We start from the raw sequence: 18834 nt of genomic DNA on the forward strand, positions 1-18834 counted from the left end.
CCCGCCTTTGACCCGTCGAACCCCCATGGCATAGCTTCACTTCCATAATACAAAACTCGGTTTCCACCCAGTGGAAAAGAGACGAGGAGCCCATGGAGATCACCGGCCAGATGCTCGACCGGTTCGACGAGATCCTGACGCCGGAGGCGCTGGACTTCGTGGCGGCTCTGCAGCGGGAGTTCGGCGCCAGGCGCCTTGAGCTGCTCGACGCGCGCCAGGCGAGGCAGGCGGAGCTGTCGGCGGGCGGCACGCTGGACTTCCTGCCGGAGACCAAGGCCGTCAGGGAGGGCGAGTGGCGCGTCGCGCCGCCGGCTCCCGGCCTGGAGGACCGCCGGGTGGAGATCACCGGCCCGGTGGACCGCAAGATGACCATCAACGCGCTCAACTCCGGCGCCAAGGTGTGGCTGGCCGACTTCGAGGACGCCAACTCCCCCCTGTGGGCCAACTGCGTCAGCGGCCACCTCAACCTGCGTGCCGCCCTCGACCGGACGATCGACTTCGAGAGCGGCGGCAAGACGTACGCGCTCAAGCCGGACGCCGAGCTGGCCACCATCGTGGTCCGGCCGCGCGGCTGGCACCTGGACGAGAAGCACGCCCTGGTGGACGGGCGGCCGGTGGCGGCCTCGCTGTTCGACTTCGCCCTCTACTTCTTCCACTGCGCCCAGCGGCAGATCGCCAAGGGCCGGGGACCTTACTTCTATCTGCCGAAGCTGGAGTCGCACCTGGAGGCGCGGCTGTGGAACGAGGTGTTCGTCCGGGCGCAGGAGCTGCTGGGGATCCCGCAGGGCACGATCAGGGCGACCGTGCTCATCGAGACCTACCCGGCGGCGTTCGAGATGGAGGAGATCCTCTACGAACTGCGCGACCACTCGGCGGGGCTGAACGCGGGCCGCTGGGACTATCTGTTCAGCGTGATCAAGAAGTTCCGTACCCGTGGCCGCGAGTTCCTGCTGCCGGAGCGTAACGCGGTGACGATGACCGCGCCGTTCATGCGCGCCTACACCGAGCTGCTGGTGCGTACGTGTCACAAGCGCGGCGCGCACGCGATCGGCGGGATGGCGGCGTTCATCCCGTCGCGCCGCGACCCCGAGGTGAACGCGACGGCGCTGGAGAAGGTGCGCGGGGACAAGACGCGCGAGTCCGGTGACGGCTTCGACGGGTCCTGGGTGGCCCACCCGGACCTGGTTCCGGTGTGCCGGGAGGTGTTCGACGGCGTGCTCGGCTCCAGGCCGAACCAGCTCGACCGGCTGCGTGAGGACGTCAGCGTCTCGGCCGCCGACCTGCTGGCCGTCTCCGAGACGCCGGGCGACATCACCGAGACCGGGCTGCGCAACAACGTGGACGTGGCGCTGCGCTACCTGGCCGCCTGGATGGGCGGGCTCGGCGCGGTGGCGATCCACAACCTGATGGAGGACGCGGCCACGGCGGAGATCTCCCGGTCGCAGATCTGGCAGTGGATCCACAACGGCATCACGCTCGCCGACACCGGCGCGCCGGTGACCAAGGAGCTGGTCGAGCGGATCATCGCGGAGGAGCTGGCGGGGATCGCGGCCGAGCCGGGTTACGACGAGGAGCTGTACGGCCAGGCGACGGCGCTGTTCAAGGAGGTGGCGCTGGACGACGACTTCGCCGAGTTCCTGACGCTTCCGGCCTACGCCCGCATGCCGTAAGTGTCGCCATATATTTACGTATATAGGGCGAGCATGCGGGAGGCGTCATGCTGGACACGCTGATCGAGGCACTGCGTGGCGCGCTGCCCGCCGAGTCGGTGATCACAGACCCGGTGCGGTTGCGTACCTATGAATGTGACGGACTCACCTACCATCGGGCCACGCCCGGCGTGGTCGTGCTGCCGGAGACCGCGGAGCAGGTCGCGCGGGTGGTCGTGCTCTGCAATGACTTCGCGGTGCCGTTCGTGGCCCGCGGGTCCGGCACCGGCCTGTCCGGCGGGGCGCTGCCGCGCGAGGACGGCGTGCTGATCGTCACCTCCAGGATGCGCCGCGTCCTGGAGGTGGACCTGCCCAACCGCCGGGCGGTGGTGGAGCCGGGCGTCACCAACCTGGCGATCACCGAGGCGGTGCGCCACGAGGGCTACTACTACGCGCCCGACCCCTCCAGCCAGCAGATCTGCTCCATCGGCGGCAACGTGGCGGAGAACTCCGGCGGCGCCCACTGCCTGAAGTACGGCTTCACCGTCAACCACGTCGAAGCCTGCGAGATCGTCACACCCGACGGCGACCTGGTGACGCTCGACCGGATGGACCCCGGCTACGACCTTTTGGGCGCGTTCGTCGGCTCCGAGGGCACGCTGGGCATCGCGACCAAGATCACTGTACGGCTGAGCCGCGCGCCGCAGGCGGTCACCACGGTGCTGGCCGCCTTCGAGAGCATCGAGCAGGGCGGCAAGGCCGTGTCGGCGATCATCGGCGCGGGCATCGTGCCCGCCGCGATCGAGATGATGGACGCCCTGTCCATCGAGGCGGCCGAGGCGGCGGTGGCCTGCGCCTACCCGGCCGGCGCCGGCGCGGTGCTGATCGTGGAGCTGGACGGGCCCGCGGTCGAGGTCGAGCGGCAGTTCGCCCGGCTGGAGGAGATCTGCTCCGACGCGTTCGAGCTGCGGGTGGCGGCCGATCCGGCGGAACGGGCGGCGATCTGGAAGGGCCGCAAGTCGGCGTTCGCGGCCGTCGGGCGGATCAGCCCCGCCTACATCGTGCAGGACGGCGTGGTGCCGCGCACCTCGCTGCCCCGGGTGCTGGCCGAGATCGACCGGCTCTCGGCCGCGTACGGGATCAGGGTGGCCAACGTCTTCCACGCCGGTGACGGAAACCTGCATCCGCTGGTGCTGTTCGACGACGCCGAGCCGGGGGCCGGCGAGCGGGCCGAGGCGGTCTCGGGCGCGATCCTGGATCTGTGCATCGAGCACGGCGGCTCGATCACCGGAGAGCACGGGGTGGGTGTGGACAAGGCGAAGTACATGCCGAAGATGTTCTCCGAGGCGGATCTCGACACCATGCAGCTGGTCCGGTGCGCCTTCGATCCGCGCGGCCTGTCCAACCCGGGCAAGGTGTTCCCCACCCCGCGGCTCTGCGGCGAGGTGCCGGGCGTGCGCAAGGGCGTGCATCCGCTGGTGGAGTCCGGACGGGCGGAGCAGTTCTGATGCCGCCGCGGGAGCTGGCGAGGACCGGCGTGACGCTCAGGGAAGCCGGTCCCGACGACGCCGTGTGCGGCGTGACCCCCCGGTGGGTGGCCCTGCCCGAGACGGCCGAGGAGGTGTCGGCCGTGCTGCGGGCCTGCGCCGAGCACGATCTGGCGGTCGTGCCCGCGGGCGGCGGCACCAAGCTGCACTGGGGGCCCGCGCCCGAGCGGTGCGACGTGCTGCTCGACATGTGCTGCATGAACGAGATCGTCGAGCACGCGGCGGGCGACCTGGTGGTGCGGGCGCAGGCCGGGGTCACGATGGACGCGCTGTCGGCGGCGCTCGCGGAGCGGGGGCAGGAGCTGGCGCTGGACCCGCCGTTCGCCGAGGGCGGCACGGTCGGCGGCACGCTCGCCGCCGCCGTGGCAGGCCCGCGCGCCTTCCGGTACGGCACCGCCCGCGACCTGCTCATCGGCATCACCGTCGTGCTGCCCGACGGGACGATCGCCAAGTCCGGCGGCAAGGTGGTCAAGAACGTCGCGGGCTACGACCTGGGCAAGCTCTTCACCGGCTCCTTCGGCACCCTCGGGGTGATCGCCGAGGCCACGTTCCGGCTGCATCCGCTGCCCGTGGACCGCCGCTGGATCGTGGCCGTGGTGGAGCCGCCGGAGGTGGCCGCGGCGGAGCCGTGCCAGGCCGGGGAGCTGGCCGCGATGCTCGCCGCCGCGCAGGAGGAGCCCAGCGCGGTGGAGCTCGACTGGCCGCACGGGCAGGGGCCGATCTGGATGACCGTGCTGGTCGAGGGGGCCGCCGCGGAGGAACGGGCGCGGGTGCTGCGTGCCCGGATGGGCAGCGTGGTCAAGGACGTGGTCAAGGACGTCAGGGACGAGCCGCCGCCGCAGTGGGGGCTGATCCAGCACGACGACATCCTGGCCGAGGTGCGCTTCGAGCCGGCCGAGCTGACCCGGGTGCTGGACGCGGTGCACTACAGCGGGTTCTCGCTGCGCGGCTCCGCCGTCGCGGGCCGGGTCTGGCTGGAGCTGTGGGACGACCCCGGCGAGGAGAAGACCGCCGAGGCGGTGGCCGCGCTGCGCGCCCGGCTGGACGGCATCGGCGCCCGGCTGACCGTGCTGGCCACGCCGTACGAAGGTGTGGAACGGTGGGGGGCCGTCGGGTCGCTGCCGCTGATGCGGCGGGTGAAGGAACGCTTCGATCCCGGGCGCAGGATGTCCCCCGGCCGGTTCGTGGGAGGGATCTGACATGGACCCGGAGCTGATCAACGACTGCGTGCACTGTGGGTTCTGCCTGCCCACGTGCCCGACGTACGTGCTGTGGGGCGAGGAGATGGACTCCCCGCGCGGCCGCATCCACCTGATGGGGCAGCATGTCGGCGGCACGCCGGTGACGCCGGAGATGGCGGGCCACTTCGACGCCTGCCTCGGCTGCATGGCGTGCGTGACCGCCTGCCCGTCCGGGGTCCGCTACGACCGGCTGATCGAGCAGACCAGGGAGGTGGTGGAGCGGGAGCACGAGCGCGACCCGCGTGAGCGGGCGGTGCGCGGCCTGGTGTTCGGCCTGTTCCCCTATCCGCGCAGGCTGCGGCTGCTGCGGCCGGGGATGCGGCTCGCCGAGCGGATGGCGCCGTTCCTGGAGCGGGTCCATCCGAGCCTGGGCGCGATGGCCGGGCTGGCGCCGCCGGTGCCGCGACGGCAGCGGCTGCCGCGGGTGGTGCGGGCCAGGGGCGCGCGCAGGGCCGTGGTGGGCATGCTCACGGGGTGCGTGCAGGGCGAGTTCTTCCCGCAGGTCAACGCGGCCACGGCGCGGGTGCTCGCGCTGGAGGGCTGCGACGTGGTGATCCCCGCGGGCCAGGGCTGCTGCGGCGCGCTGAGCGTACACGCGGGGCGGGCGGACCAGGCCAGGCGGCTGGCCCGCCGGACGGTCAGGACCTTCCGCAAGGCAGGCGTCGACACGGTCGTGGTGAACGCGGCCGGCTGCGGGTCGTCGATGAAGGAGTACGGCGACCTGCTCGGCGAGGAGCCCGGCTTCCGGGTGCTGGACCTGTCGGAGTTCCTGGCCGAGCTGGGGCCGGTGGCCGAGCGGCACCCGCTGCCGCGCACCGTCGCCTACCACGACGCCTGCCATCTGGCCCACGCGCAGGGCGTCCGGGCGCAGCCGCGCGAGCTGCTGCGCGGCATCCCGGGGCTGGAGCTGCGCGAGGTGCCCGACTCGGCGATCTGCTGCGGCTCGGCCGGCACCTACAACATCTTCCAGCCGGAGGCGGCTCGCGACCTGGGCGACAGGAAGGCCGAGTCGGTCGGCTCGACCGGCGCCGAGCTGCTGGTGTCGGCCAATCCGGGCTGCACGATGCAGATCGTCGCGGCGATGCGGCGCGCGGGCGGCGACATCAAGGTCGCGCACACCGCCGAGGTGCTGGACGCCTCGCTGCGCGGGGTGAGCCTGTGAGCGTCCAGTCGGTCGAGCGGGCGCTCGACGTGCTCGAAGCGCTGGCCGAGCACGGCGGCGAGGCGGGACTGTCGGAGATCGCCGCCAGGACCGGGCTGCCGTACGGGACCATCCACCGGCTGCTGCGGACCCTGCTGGCGCGCGGCTACGTGCGTCAGGAGTCCGACCGGCGCTACGCGCTGGGCGGTGGCCTGGTACGGCTCGGCGGCGTGGCCGAGAGCATGGTGGCCGTGTGGGCGCAGCCGTACCTGACCAAGATGGTGGAGCTGTCGGGTGAGACGGCGAACCTGGCGGTGCTCGAAGGCGACTTCGTCGTCTACGTGGCGCAGGTGCCCTCGCCGCGCAGGCTGCGCATGTTCGCCGAGGTCGGCAGGCGGGTGCTGCCGCACAGCACGGCCGTCGGCAAGGTGCTGCTGGCCGGGCGGGCGGCCGGCGAGGCGCTGCCGGTGTTCGAGCGGACCGGCATGCCCCGGCGCACGCCCAACACGATCACCGACGGCCCCGCCATGATGGCCGAGCTGGACCGGGTGCGGGCCCACGGCTACGCCATGGACCTGGGCGAGGAGGAGCTCGGCGTGCACTGCCTGGCCGTGCCGGTCCGCGACGGGGACCGGGTGGTGGCGGCCATGTCGGTGTCCGGCCCGGCCGACCGGATCGACGCGCTGGACCGTGACGAGCTGGCCGAGAGCATGCGGAAGATCGCGCACGCGTTCGGCGCGGAACTCAGGCCGATGATCGGCGGGGGCTGAGAAGCGGCGCTTCGCCAGATATGGTGTTGCGCTATGAGCAACAGCTCAGTGCAATCAGTCGACAGGGCCATCGCGATTCTGGAGATACTCGCCCGAGAGGGCGCGACGCGGGTGACGGATCTGGCCAACGAACTAGACGTGCACAAGTCCACGGCCTTCCGGCTGCTGGCCGCACTGGAGCAGGGCGGGCTCGTCGAGCAGAGCGGTGACCGCGGGCGCTACCGGCTCGGATTCGGCGTGGTGCGGCTGGCGGGCGCCGCCACGGCCCAGCTCGATCTGGCCAAGGAGAGCAGGCGCGTCTGCCGGCGGCTGGCCAAACAGGTGGGCGAGACCGTCAACGTCGCGGTGCCCCAGGACGGCTACGCGGTCAACATCAGCCAGGCGCGAGGGCCGTCGGCGATCAGCGGCCACAACTGGGTGGGCCAGCGCACCCCCGCGCACGCCACCTCCAGCGGCAAGGTGCTGCTGGCCTACGGCGCGCTGCTGCTGCACGACGAGCTGGAGCGGTTCACCCCCATGACCATCACCGACGCCAGGTTGCTGGGGCTGGAGGAGATCAGGCGGCGCGGCTGGGCCTTCACCGTGGAGGAGCTGGAGCTGGGCCTGAACGCGGTGGCCGCGCCGATCATGGGCAGCGACGGCTCGGTGGTGGCGGCGGTCAGCGCCTCCGGCCCTTCCTACCGGCTCACGCCGCAGCGGCTGCCCGAGGTGGGCGAGATCATGGCCCAAGGCGCACTGGAGATAAGCCAGCGCATCGGCTATTACCGTTAGGGGTATGTGCCGAAGCATCAAGACCCTGCGCCCGCCCTTCACCGAGGACGTGACCGAAGACGACGTGCGAGCCGCGGCCCTGCAGTATGTCCGGAAGATCTCCGGCTTCCGGGCGCCCGCCGCGCACAACGCCGAGGCGTTCGACCGTGCCGTGGAGGCCATCACCAGAGCGTCTGAGGAGTTGCTGGCCGCCCTGCAGGTGCGCGGAGCCCGCTGACACCCGCTTCCGGCCCCGAATCAGCGTGCGGTCGCCGTGGAGATCAGGACGGCCCGAGCCTGACGGGACGGTCGCCGGAGCAGCCGAGCTTGAGCTCCACGTCCTCGCCCTCGTCCGCCTCGAACTCCACCTCGGCCTCTCGGCCCGGCCCCGGCTCGACGCCGTCCACGGAGTAGCCCTGGGCCGGGCTCCACGAGCGCAGCGTCACCAGGCCGCCGGCGCAGGAGGCGATCACCGTGCCGCCCGGCGTGCGGACGAACTCCCCTTCGGCCGTGCCCGGCTTCGGGGTCGCCGTCGGCGGCGGGGTCGTGGCGGGCGTTGCGGGGGTGGTGGACGCCGAGGTCGGGCGTGGCAGGGTGGCGAGGGCGGCTCGGGCCTCGTCCTGGGTCAGCACCGGGCCGGACGTGCCGGTCAGTGCGCCGCTGACCAGGCCGAGCGCCGCCACGGCCGCACCGGTCGCGGCGAGCGCGGCGGCCACCCAGGCCAGGACGAGTCGCTTCACCCTGTCACCTTCCCCCACGTACGGCTAAGGCCAGGTTAAGGCGACGATAACGAGGCGCGGAGCATCGCCCGTGACCGTCTACGGTTTCCTCATATGGCTGACATCCTGCTCATCGAGGACGACGTGGCGATCCGCACGGCGCTGAGCCGGGGGCTGCGGGAGCTGGGCCACGCCGTGTCCTCCTCCCCCACGGCGCTGGACGGGCTGCGGCTGGCCGTACAGGACCACCCTGATCTGATCGTGCTCGACCTGGGGCTGCCGGACCTCGACGGCGGCGAGCTGCTGCGGATGCTGCGCGCGGTGAGCAAGGTGCCGGTGATCGTGGCGACCGCCCGCGACGGCGACGCCGAGATGGTGCCGGTGCTCGACGCGGGCGCCGACGACTACGTGGTCAAGCCCTACAGCGCCGCCCAGCTGGACGCGAGGATCAGGGCCGTGCTGCGGCGGGCGGGCGAGAGCGCGCCGGAGCCGCTCCAGGTGGGCGGGCTGCGCGTGGACCCGCGCGCGCGGACGGCCGAGCTCGACGGGACGGAGCTGGAGCTGACGCCACGCGAGTTCGACGTGCTGCACTACCTCGCCGCACGCCCGGGAGAGGTCATCACCAAGCGTCAGCTGCTGACCGAGGTGTGGCAGCTCCCGTACGGCGGGGCCGACAAGACGGTGGACGTCCACCTGTCGTGGCTGCGCAGGAAACTGGGCGAGACCGCCTCGGAGCCGCGCTACCTGCACACCGTGCGGGGCGTCGGGGTGAAGCTGGTCGGGCCGTCATGAGGCGCTGGCTGGCGCTGCTGGTGGCGGCCACCACCTCGCTGGTGCTGATCGCGCTGCTGGTGCCGATGGCGCTGCTGATCCGCGCCGTGGCGGAGAACGGCGCGATGAACCGCGCCACCACCGCCGCCGAGTCGGTCGCCTTCGCGGTCGGCACCTCCGACCTGCCGCTCGCCGTGGAGCGGGTGTCGCGTCCCGTGACGGTGTTCCTGCCGGACGGGCGGACGGTGGGCGCCCCGGCCGAGCGCTCCGAGGCGGTACGGCTGGCCGCGACGGGCCGCAGCGTCACCGCCGAGGTCGACGACGGCAGGGAGGTGCTGGCGTCCGTCCAGTCTCCGCAGGGCACCGTGGTGATCAGGGTGTTCGTCGGCGACGACGAGTTGCGGCGCGGCGTACGCGCGGCGTGGGCGGCGCTGCTGGTGCTCGGGCTGGCACTGGTGGTGCTGGGCATCGCGCTGGCCGACCGGCTGGCGCTGGCGGTCACCAGGCCGGTCGACGGCCTGGCCCGGGTCTCCCACCGGCTGGCGGGCGGCGACCTGGAGGCGCGCGCCGAGCCCGGCGGGCCGCCGGAGGTGCGCTCGGTGGCCCTGGCGCTCAACCATCTGGCCGGGCGGATCGGCGACCTGCTGGCGGCCGAGCGGGAGTCGGTGGCGGACCTGTCGCACCGGCTCCGTACACCGCTGACGGGCCTGAGGCTGGACGTCGAGTCGCTCCGGGACCCCGAGGAGGCGGCGAGGGTGGGCGCCCGGGTGGACGCGCTGGAGCGGGCCGTCAGCGCCGTCATCACCGACGCCAGGCAGCGCTCGGCCGAGCGCGGCGCCTGCGACGCGACGGCCGTGGTGGGTGAGCGGGTGCGGTTCTGGTCGGTGCTCGCCGACGACCAGGGACGCACGGTCACGGTCGCCCTGCCGGAGGAGGAGCTGACCGTGGCGGTCGGCGCCGAGGCCCTCGGCGCCTGCGTGGACGCGCTGCTCGGCAACGTCTTCGCGCACACCCCGGAGGGGGTGTCGTTCTCCGTACGGCTCGCGCCGCATCCTTCGGGGGCCGTGCTGGTGGTCAGCGACACGGGGGCCGGCTTCGACCCCGCCCTGCTGGAGAGGGGCAACAGCGCGGGCGGCTCGACCGGGCTCGGCCTGGACATCGCGCGCCGTACCGCCGAGTCCTCGGGAGGCCGGCTGACGGTGTCGTCGTCGGGCGGCGCCATCGTGGAAGTGGTGTTAACCCGGCCTTAGCGCGCGGTTACCGCTGATCGGGGTTTCGTAGGGGCATGCACATCACTACGAAGATCATCGTTGCCAGTGCCGGTGTCATGGCCCTCGTGGCCGGCGGGTCCGCCGCCTTCGCCGCCGTCGACCGGCCCGCCCCCAAGGTGGGCGCCGAGCAGGCCATCCAGATCGCCCAGAAGCAGGTGCCCGGCTCGTGGGTGCGCGAGGTCGGCTTCGACGGGCGCGCCACCCAGCCCGACGTGTGGGAGGTCGAGCTGATCAAGGGCGACACAGAGTACGAGCTGGACGTCGACGCGGCCACGGGCAAGCTCCTCAAGCAGGAGAGCGAGCGCGTGGACAGCGACGACAGCGACGACGACTGATCAGCAGGAGGACAGGATGCCCGCCATGGCCTCCTTCTCCGCCGAGGTGACCCACAGGTCGTACTTCGCCTTCACCTCGATCTGCCGCGCGATGTACTCGCACCGGTAGGCCTTGCGCGGCGGGAGCCAGGTGGCCGCGTCGGAGTCGCCCTTCTGGCCGTTGAGCGGGCCGTCGACGGCCAGAAGGTTCAGGGGATCGTTGGCGAACTCCTTGCGCTCGGTCTTCGTCAACTGCTGGGCGCCTTTCTGCCAGGCGTCCGACAGCGGGATCACGTGATCGATCTGGACCTTGCTGCTGGTGTCCTGTCCACGCTCGAACTCGATCGTCCTGCCGCTGAAGGGGTCGTCGAGCACGCCGGTGAGCACGATGCAGTCGTGGGTGCCGGGCTTGAACGTCTCCTCGGTCAGGTCCCGCTTGAGGATGTCGTTGCGGGTGTCGCAGCCGTTGCGGTCCACATCCGACCAGGCGGGACCGAACTCGTCCCGGTCGTAGCCGGTCTTCGGCGCCCGGCCCTTCACCGGGATCCCGTCGAGCTTCTCGCGCGCTTCCTTGATGTCGGCGGAAGTGGCCTTGCCGGACTCCGCGTCCTGATCGGGAAGCAGCGTCGCCTCCAGATCGCCACAGCCTCCGAGCGCCACCACTGTCACTAAACCGGCCAAAACTACACGTACGCGCACTTACGCCCCCAGACTCGTGATTGCAAAGTCTAGGTATATCAATTTCCGCTCAGCGGGCCTTTTACCGCCCAAGAGCGTCAAGTAGCCATTCGGCTAGGTAGTTGGCGTACGAAGAGCGCACGTAAATCCGGTATGTACCGCCATCTCGCTCCACAATCGCCGGCGTCTTCGCCAGGAGCGTCTGGGCGTGACCGGTGAACACCGAGGGGTGCAGGTCGAGGGGGCACCCGGTGATCAGCACCTCAAGAGCCCCCGGCCCCGCCAGCTCCAGCACGGTCCGCTGCCCCGACACGTCCACCCAGCCGGTCCCGGCCGGAACACCGCCGAAGGCCTGGCCGGCGAGGCCCGTCACCAGCCACCAGCCGGGGCCGAGCCGTAGCCCGACGCCGGGGTCGTCGCCCCGGACCTCCCACATGGGCGTCGGGGGCAGCTCGCGGAGCCGTACGGCATCGGAACTCGCCGCCGCGAAGCGATCGGCGAGGTGGGCGGCCGGGCTCTCGGCGCGGCAGGCCCCCGGAGCGGGCACCGGCGCGTCTTCCAGGGAGGCGGGAACAGCGGGGTCGCCGTCGCGGCGGGTGTTCTCCGGGTCGTAGAAGACCGGCGCGACGACCGTCACCGCGACGGCGGAGGACCCGGAGACGGCGGTGAGCCGGTCGCCCGGAGCCACGTCCCGTGCCAGGGCGAGGCCGAACGTCCGGCCGAGCACCGCGCTGGCGTAACCGCTGGTCACGTGGCCGAGCATGCGCACCGTGCCCGCCCCCCGTGCGGGCCCCTGATCCAGGGCCGCCGGTGCCGGCTCGGGGTGGGGTGCGGACGGGATGAGCTGGGCGCCCTCCACGAGGGGGGCCGTGGGGTCGTCGGGGAGGAGGCCGATCAACGTTTTGCGGCCGTCGCGGATGGTGTCGGGGCGGGCGTGCGAGCGCTTGCCGACGTAGTCGGGCTTGCGGGGGGAGACGATCCACGACATGCCGAGGTCCTGCGGGGTGACGGTGCCGTCGGTTTCCTGACCGACGATGGGGAAGCCCTTCTCGGCGCGCAGCACGTGCATGGTCTCCGTCCCGTAAGGCACCGCGCCCAGGGCCAGCACGCTCTCCCAGAGCGACCTGCCGTACTGCCAGGGCACGTTCACCTCGTAGGCCAGCTCGCCGGAGAAGCTGATCCTGAACACCCGGCCGGGCACGCCGAGCACCTCGGTCTCCGCGCATCTCATGAAGGCCAGGCTCGGCGCGCCCGGCGCGACGGCGGCGAGTACGGCGCGGGCTCGTGGGCCGACGATCGCCACCGTGGCCCAGTGGTCGGTGACGGAGGTGAGGCGTACATCGAGCTCCGGCCATTCGGTCTGCCGCCACTCCTCCAGCCAGTCGAGCACCGCCGCCGCGTTGCCGGTGGTGGTGGTCATGAGGTAGTGGTTCTCGCCGAGCCTGGCGGTGGTCCCGTCGTCGAAGACCATCCCGTCGGCCGTGCACATCAGGCCGTAGCGGCAGGCGCCGACGGCGAGCGTGGAGTACGTGTTGGTGTAGATGCGGTCCAGGAAGACGCCCGCGTCACGGCCCCGGATGTCGATCTTGCCGAGGGTGGAGGCGTCCATCGCGGCCACCCCGGTGCGGGCCGCGCGGCACTCCCGCGCCACGGCCTCGTCCATCGTCTCGCCGTCCAGCGGGAAGTACCAGGGCCGCTTCCACTGGCCGACGTCCTCGAACGCCGCTCCCCTGGCGACGTGCGCGCCGTGCAGTGCGGTCGTCCTGACCGGGTCGGACAGCTCACCCCGGTCGCGGCCCGCCAGCGTGCCGAAGGCCACCGGCAGGTACGGCGGGCGGAAGGTGGTCGTACCCGTCTGCCCCGGCGCGATGCCGAGCAGCTGGGACATCACTCCCGTCACCAGCGCGCCCGAGGTCTTGCCCTGGTCGGCGCCGGTGCCGGCGGTGGTGAAGCGCTTGACGTGCTCGACCGAGCGCATCCCGGCGCCCACGGCCCTGGCCAGGTCGGCGACCGTGACGTCTCGCTGAAGGTCGACGAACGCCGTGGGGTCCGGCGCGAGCTCCCCCCAGTGAACGGCCGGCGGGCGCAGCGCCGGCTCGTCGCTGGTGGGCACCCGGGAACCGCCCTGAGCCAAGGACCGAGCCATCTCACGCCTGGCCCCGTCGCCCGCCGGGCGGAGCGCGTTGCGGGCGGCGGCCGCGCCTGCGGTGTGGCCGTCCTCGATCGCCTCGCGGGTGCCGTACAGGCCCCTGCACGCGCCCGCCGACTGCTCGGCCTGCGCGGAGGGACCGGGGACGAAGGCCTGGAGGGCGTCGTCGAAGGTGACCCTGCCCTGGGACTGGCTGAAGAGGTGCACGGCCGGGTTCCAGCCGCCGGCCACCGCGAGGAGGTCGGCCTCGACGTGCAGGTCGCCCAGCCGGACGCCGGTGAGCAGGCCGTCCGCGTCGGCCGTGGTCCCGGTGACGGTGCGGCCCGCCAGGGCTCCGGCCAGGCCCCGCGGGCGCGGGTCGACGATGGCGGCGATCTCCACGCCGGCCGCCTCCAGGTCGCGGGCGGCCTCGTACCCCGAGTCGGCGCAGGCGTAGACGACCGCGCGGCTGCCAGGCCGTACACCGTACCTGTTGACGTAGGCGCGGGCGGCGGAGGCGAGCATGACGCCGGGCCGGTCGTTGCCCGGGAAGGGCAGCGACCGCTCGTGCGCGCCGGTGGCGAGCACGACGCGGCGGGCGCGCAGGTGCCACAGGCGCTCGCCCGAGGGGCGGCGTTCGACGGCGACCAGGTAGTTGTGGTCGTAGTAGCCGATGGCGGTGGTCCTGACCAGGACGCGGACCTCCGGGAGCGCGGCCAGGCCGCTCTCCGCGGCGGCGACCCAGTCCAGCGCGGGCGCGCCGTCCAGCAGGGCGCGGCTGCTCAGCAGGTCGCCGCCGAGCCTCGGCTGGTCGTCCAGCAGGATCACCCGCGCGCCGGTCTCCCCCGCGGCCAGCGCGGCCGCGAGCCCGGCCGGGCCGCCGCCGACCACCAGCACGTCGCAGTGCAGGTAGCCCTTGTCGGCGCGGCGCTCGTCCACGGCGTCCGGATCCACCCGGCCCCTGCCGCGCAGGCTCCACGCCTGGAGCCCGGCGCGCAGCTCCACGGTGGTGGCGGCGAGCATCGGGTCGGCGTCGACGCGGACCAGCGCGTTCGGCTCCTCGGGCCCGGCGGAGAAGATCCCGCGCGGGCGGCCCAGGTCCACGCTGTGCCCCACGACCCGCACACCGCCGGCCAGCAGGGCCGAGGCGAGCGTGTCACCCGGATGCCCGTGCAGCGGGCGGCCGTCGAAGTGGAACGGGAGCGTGACCGAGCGATCGATCAAACCACCCGAAGGCAGACGGGTCATCGCAAACTCCTACAACGGCGCGAAAGTCAGGGCGATCTACGGATCTCATGGGTGACCGTGTGGCGTTCCACGACGAACCAGGTGCGGCAGCCGTGGGTGTGGAACCAGCGTTCCCTGAACCAGCTTTTGGGGTTGTCGCGCAGGAACACGTACGCGGCCCACTCGGCGTCCGTCAGCTCGCCCGGCGTGTCGGGGTAGGCGATCCCGGCCTGGCCGCCGTAGTGGAACTCGTTCTCGTCGCGGGGGCCGCAGTGCGGGCAGTCGATGAGCAGCATCAGTGCGCCACCGCCGCCGCGCCGTGCTCGTCGATGAGCGCCCCCGTGGTGAACCTGTCCAGCCCGAACGGTGCCGCCAGGGGATGCGGCTCGCCGTGCGCGATCGTGTGGGCGTAGACCCAGCCCGCGCCCGGCGTGGCCTTGAAACCGCCGGTGCCCCAGCCCGCGTTCACGTACAGACCCTCCACCGGGGTGGTGCCGATGATCGGCGAGGCGTCGGGCGACACGTCGACGATGCCCGCCCAGGTGCGCAGCACCCGTACCCGGCTGAACAGCGGGAACAGCTCCAGCGCCGCCGCCATCTGCGCCTCGATGACGTGGAAGGCGCCACGCTGGCCGTAGGAGTTGTAGGAGTCGATGCCCGCGCCCATCACCAGCTCCCCCTTGTGCGCCTGGCTGACGTAGACGTGCACGGCGTTGGACATGACCACGCAGTCGAGCACCGGCTCCAGCAGCTCCGACACCAGCGCCTGCAGCGGGTGTGACTGCAGCGGCAGCCGGATCCCGGCCTGCTCGGCCAGCACGGAGGTGTGCCCGGCGGAGGCGAGCGCGACCTTGCCCGCCGCGATCCTGCCGCGCGAGGTCTCCACCGCCGTCACCCTGCCGCCGGTGATCTCGAAGCCGGTCACCTCACAGCCCTGGATCAGGTCGATGCCGTAGGCGTCTGCCTTGCGGGCCAGCGCCCAGGCCACGTGGTCGTGCTTGGCGATGCCGCCGCGCCGCTGCAGGGTGGCGCCCATGACCGGGTAGCGGGCCCGGTCGGAGACGTTGATGATCGGGCAGAACTTCTTGACCTCGTCGGGGTCGAGCCATTCGGCGTCGACGCCGTTGAGCCGGTTGGCGTTGACCCGCCGCCTGGCCTCGCGCACGTCGGCGAGGCTGTGGGCGAGGTTGAGCACGCCGCGCTGGCTGAACTGGAGGTCGTAGTCGAGCTCCTCGCTGAGCCCTTCCCACAGTTTCAGGGAGTGCTCGTAGATGGCGGCGCTCTCGTCCCACAGGTAGTTGGAGCGGATGATCGTGGTGTTGCGGGCCATGTTCCCGCCGGCCAGCCACCCTTTCTCCAGGACGGCCACGTTGGTGATGCCGTGGTTGCGCGCCAGGTAGTAGGCGGTGGCCAGGCCGTGCCCGCCGGCGCCGACGATGACCACGTCGTAGGCGGGCTTCGGGTCGGGGTCGCGCCAGAGGAAGTCGGGGTGGGTCACCGGCGGATCTTCTCCATCTGGGGGTCGTACAGCGGCTCGGCGGCGACCTCGGCGGGAACCCGCCGCCCGAAATAGGAAATATCCAGTTGTGTCCCGGGGGTGGCCAGCTCGATCGGCAGCCAGGCGTAGGCGATCGGGCGCTCGATGGTGTGCCCGTAGGCGGCGCTGGTGACGTAGCCGACCGTGCGGCCCTGGTGCCGTACCGGCTCCTTGCCCATGACCACCTCGGCGCTGAGCAGCGGCGCCAGCTTGCGGGTGACCTCCGCCGACAGGGCGTCGCGGCCGACGAAGTCCTTGTCCTTCCTGACCGCGAAGCCCAGCCCGGCCTCGTACGGGTTGTGCTCGGGCGTCATGTCGACGCCCCAGAGCCGATAGCCCTTCTCCACCCGGAGGCTGGTGAACGCGGCCCGGCCGCCGGCGATCGGCAGCCCGGTCCCCCAGAGCGTGTCCCACAGCTTCAGACCCAGGTCGGCGGTGGTGTAGAGCTCCCAGCCCAGCTCGCCGACGTACGAGACCCGCATCGCCGTCACAGGCACCTGGCCGACATATCCGCTCTTACACGTGAAATAGGGGAAGCCTTCGTGCGACAGGTCCAGGTCGGTGAGCGGCTGGACCAGCTCCCTGGCCCGCGGCCCCCACACGCCCACGCAGCAGGTGCCCGGCGTGATGTCGCGCACGTACACGCCGCCGGGCGCGTGCCGGGTGATCCAGTCGAGGTCCAGGTTGCCGTTCGCGCCGATCTGGAACCGGTCCTCCGCCAGCCGCGCCACCGTCAGGTCCGACCGGATGCCGCCCTTGGCGTCGAGCAGCAGCGTGTACGTGACCGAGCCAGGCTTCTTGTCGACGTTGTTGGTGGTCAGGCGCTGCAGGAACGCCGCCGCCCGCGCCCCGCCGACCTCGATCCGCTTGAGCGGCGTCATGTCGTAGAGCGCCACGTTCTCCCGGGTGGCGTACGACTCCGCGGCGGCGATCGGCGACCAGTGGCGGGCGGCCCACTCCTGCCGCCGCGCCGCTCCCACCAGCGGCTCCGGCTCGCCGCCGCGTTCCCGTACGAGATCCTCCAGCAGCGGCGCGTTCGCCTCGAACCAGTGCGGCCGCTCCCACCCGGCCGCCTCCAGGAAGTGGCCGCCCAGCTCCAGCTGGCGCGCGTAGAAGGGGCTGGTACGCATCGGCCGCGGCGAGTCCATCGGCTGCAGCGGATGGATGACGTCGTAGACCTCGACGAAGTTCTGCTTGCCGCGCTCCTCGACGAAGGCGGGGGCGAGCTGGACCGGCTCGAACCGGTTCAGCTCGCACTCGTGCAGGTCGACGCCGCTGTGCCCGTCGACCAGCAGCTCGGCCACCGCCTTGGCGACGCCGGCCGAGTGGGTGACCCAGACCGCCTCGGCCACCCAGAACCCGTCGAGCTCCGGCGCCTCCCCGATCAGCGGGAACCCGTCGGAGGTGAAGGAGAAGATCCCGTTGATGCCGTCTTCGTACCGGGACTTCCTGAGCGCGGGCAGCAGCTCGCCGGCGTCCCGCCAGGCGGGGTCGAAGTCCTCCTCGGTGAACTTCTGCACCGACGGCATCGTCGTGCCCTTGGGGCCGATCTCGTGCTGGGCGACCGGCATCGGCCGGTGCGCGTAGGAGCCGACGCCGACGCGGTCGCCGTGGTGGCGGAAATAGAGGTCGCGGTCCTGGTGGCGCAGGATGGGCCCGCTGCTGAGCCCGGCCAGCGGCCCGGACTTGGCGTACTGGTGGGCCAGCGGCTGCAGCGGCACGGTCAGCCCCGCCATCGCGCCGATCGCCGGTCCCCAGAATCCGGCGGCGCACACGACCACGTCCGCCTCGATGACGCGGTAGCCGGCGGCGGTCCGCACGGCCACGCCGGTGACCCTGCCGCCCTTGTGCTGGACGTCCACCACGGTGTGTCCGGCCAGGAATCTGGCGCCCCGCTCGACGGCCCGCCCGGCCTGCGCCTCGCAGCAGCTCACGGCCGCCGCGAGCCCGTCGGTGGGCACGTGGAACCCGCCGAGCACCCGGCGCCGGTCGAGCAGCGGCCACAGCTCCGCGCACCGCTCGGCGTCCACCAGCTCGCCCTCGACGCCCCAGGACTCGGCCCAGCCGTGCTTGCGGTGCAGGTCCTGCCACCGCTCCTGGGTGGTGGCGACCTCCAGGCCGCCCACCTGATCGAAGCAGCCGAGCTCGGTGTACTTGCGCACGGTGTAGGAGGCGAACTCGGTCATGGTCTTGGACGAGTTCGTCTGGAACACCAGGCCGGGGGCGTGCGAGCTCGAACCGCCGGTGGCGAAGAGCGGCCCCTGGTCGACGACGGTGACATCGGTCCACCCCCGGACCGTGAGCTCGTCGGCCAGGGCACAGCCGACGATGCCGGCTCCGATGATCACTAAACGAGGCCGGCTTGTCATGGGCCCTCCGGTTGTTCCTTATTACGCAACACGCACCGGACTACGCAACGAACATAAGGCCCCAGAGACCTCCGAACAAGGTCTGTCTTTCACCGGCCGCCGCCACCCGTCCTCCCGGGCGGCCCAGTCGGCCCAGGCGGGCATGTGCCGGCGGGAGACGTCGTACGCCATGCCGCCGAGCAGCCGGTCGGCGGCGTACGGCCGAGCGGCCGGTCGCCGCCGGCGTATGCGGCCATGCCAGGGTGAGCATCGGGCATCGCCGCCCGTCGCGGGCGTGGGCGTGCTACCGCGGGCGGCCGTCCAAGGGGAACGCCCGCGGAAATCTACGGGACCCTGTCAGGAACGCCCGTAGGAGTCTTCGAGGCGCTCGATGTCGTCCTCGTCGAAGTGGCCGAAGGCGACCTCAAGGATGCGGGTGGCCGGGCCGGAGGAGCTGAGACGGTGGGTCTGGCCCGCGCGGATCAGCACCCGGTCACCGACGGCCGGCTCCAGGCGCTCGCCGTTGACCTCGAAGACGCAACCGGGGTCGAGGGCCACCCAGAGCTCGTCGCGGTGCTCGTGCCGCTGCAGGCTGAGCGTCTGCCCCGGTGACACGGTGATGATCTTGACCGTGGACACCTCGTTGAGGGTGTAGCGCTCGAAGGCACCCCACGGGCGCTCGTCACGGATCACGGCGGCCAACCTATCGATGTCCTGCATTGTGCCTCCAAGTCCCGAAATAT

General features: G+C 72.1%; 17 protein-coding genes. 10 read left to right on the forward strand and 7 right to left on the reverse strand.

Features of this window, described 5'->3' with window-relative positions:
* The first annotated feature begins 92 nt into the window (after positions 1–92).
* The 7 genes from aceB to ACTMTF_RS10560 are packed head-to-tail and all read left to right on the forward strand — an operon-like array spanning position 93 to position 7336.
* Positions 93–1670, forward strand: a complete 1578-nt coding sequence (gene aceB / locus ACTMTF_RS10530) for a malate synthase A (RefSeq protein WP_441110424.1) — start codon at positions 93–95, stop codon at positions 1668–1670.
* Positions 1671–1717: 47 nt separating this feature from the next.
* Positions 1718–3157 (forward strand): FAD-linked oxidase C-terminal domain-containing protein, encoded by a 1440-nt coding sequence (locus ACTMTF_RS10535; protein ID WP_441110425.1) that lies wholly within the window; start codon positions 1718–1720, stop codon positions 3155–3157.
* Entirely contained in the window at positions 3157–4395 is a 1239-nt protein-coding gene (locus tag ACTMTF_RS10540) for an FAD-binding oxidoreductase (protein ID WP_441110426.1), read from the forward strand. The genes ACTMTF_RS10535 and ACTMTF_RS10540 overlap by 1 nt, the downstream gene beginning before the upstream one ends.
* A gap of 1 nt (position 4396) precedes the next feature.
* Entirely contained in the window at positions 4397–5599 is a 1203-nt protein-coding gene (locus ACTMTF_RS10545) for a (Fe-S)-binding protein (RefSeq protein ID WP_441110427.1), read from the forward strand.
* Entirely contained in the window at positions 5596–6348 is a 753-nt protein-coding gene (locus ACTMTF_RS10550) for an IclR family transcriptional regulator (protein ID WP_397009332.1), read from the forward strand. The genes ACTMTF_RS10545 and ACTMTF_RS10550 overlap by 4 nt, the downstream gene beginning before the upstream one ends.
* Before the next feature lie 33 nt (positions 6349–6381).
* A complete protein-coding gene (locus tag ACTMTF_RS10555; protein WP_441110428.1) occupies positions 6382–7119 on the forward strand; it encodes an IclR family transcriptional regulator in 738 nt (245 codons plus the stop codon).
* Positions 7120–7123: 4 nt separating this feature from the next.
* Positions 7124–7336 carry a DUF2277 domain-containing protein gene (locus ACTMTF_RS10560; RefSeq protein WP_441110429.1) on the forward strand — a complete coding sequence of 71 codons (213 nt, stop codon included), beginning with the start codon at positions 7124–7126 and terminating at the stop codon, positions 7334–7336.
* A gap of 43 nt (positions 7337–7379) precedes the next feature.
* On the opposite strand, the gene ACTMTF_RS10565 is transcribed toward ACTMTF_RS10560, so the two are convergent.
* Positions 7380–7838, reverse strand: a complete 459-nt coding sequence (locus tag ACTMTF_RS10565; protein WP_441110430.1) for a hypothetical protein — start codon at positions 7836–7838, stop codon at positions 7380–7382.
* Positions 7839–7931: 93 nt separating this feature from the next.
* Between ACTMTF_RS10565 and ACTMTF_RS10570 the strand changes: the two genes are divergently transcribed.
* The 3 genes from ACTMTF_RS10570 to ACTMTF_RS10580 are packed head-to-tail and all read left to right on the forward strand — an operon-like array spanning position 7932 to position 10194.
* Entirely contained in the window at positions 7932–8609 is a 678-nt protein-coding gene (locus ACTMTF_RS10570) for a response regulator transcription factor (protein ID WP_441110431.1), read from the forward strand.
* Positions 8606–9838, forward strand: a complete 1233-nt coding sequence (locus ACTMTF_RS10575) for an ATP-binding protein (RefSeq protein ID WP_441110432.1) — start codon at positions 8606–8608, stop codon at positions 9836–9838. The genes ACTMTF_RS10570 and ACTMTF_RS10575 overlap by 4 nt, the downstream gene beginning before the upstream one ends.
* Positions 9839–9873: 35 nt before the next feature.
* The gene (locus tag ACTMTF_RS10580; protein ID WP_441110433.1) at positions 9874–10194 is read left to right on the forward strand and encodes a PepSY domain-containing protein; all 321 of its coding nucleotides are present in this window, start codon (positions 9874–9876) and stop codon (positions 10192–10194) included.
* Here ACTMTF_RS10580 and ACTMTF_RS10585 read toward each other — a convergent pair whose 3' ends face one another.
* From ACTMTF_RS10585 to ACTMTF_RS10610, 6 genes are all read right to left on the reverse strand, one after another.
* Positions 10195–10833 (reverse strand): HNH endonuclease family protein, encoded by a 639-nt coding sequence (locus ACTMTF_RS10585; protein ID WP_441110434.1) that lies wholly within the window; start codon positions 10831–10833, stop codon positions 10195–10197.
* Between the two features lie 100 nt (positions 10834–10933).
* Positions 10934–14227 carry a 2Fe-2S iron-sulfur cluster-binding protein gene (locus ACTMTF_RS10590; protein WP_441110435.1) on the reverse strand — a complete coding sequence of 1098 codons (3294 nt, stop codon included), beginning with the start codon at positions 14225–14227 and terminating at the stop codon, positions 10934–10936.
* Positions 14228–14253: 26 nt separating this feature from the next.
* Positions 14254–14502: a sarcosine oxidase subunit delta gene (locus ACTMTF_RS10595; RefSeq protein WP_441110436.1), complete on the reverse strand. Its 249-nt coding sequence runs from the start codon at positions 14500–14502 to the stop codon at positions 14254–14256.
* A complete protein-coding gene (locus tag ACTMTF_RS10600; protein WP_441110437.1) occupies positions 14502–15704 on the reverse strand; it encodes a sarcosine oxidase subunit beta family protein in 1203 nt (400 codons plus the stop codon). The genes ACTMTF_RS10595 and ACTMTF_RS10600 overlap by 1 nt, the downstream gene beginning before the upstream one ends.
* Positions 15701–18112 (reverse strand): GcvT family protein, encoded by a 2412-nt coding sequence (locus ACTMTF_RS10605; RefSeq protein WP_441110438.1) that lies wholly within the window; start codon positions 18110–18112, stop codon positions 15701–15703. The genes ACTMTF_RS10600 and ACTMTF_RS10605 overlap by 4 nt, the downstream gene beginning before the upstream one ends.
* Positions 18113–18448: 336 nt before the next feature.
* Complete coding sequence (locus ACTMTF_RS10610) at positions 18449–18811, reverse strand: phosphomannose isomerase type II C-terminal cupin domain (protein WP_397009306.1); 363 nt, start codon at positions 18809–18811, stop codon at positions 18449–18451.
* Positions 18812–18834 lie beyond the last annotated feature (23 nt).

Origin of the sequence: Nonomuraea sp. ZG12, assembly GCF_052068115.1 — a bacterium.
Taxonomy (GTDB): Bacteria; Actinomycetota; Actinomycetes; order Streptosporangiales; family Streptosporangiaceae; genus Nonomuraea.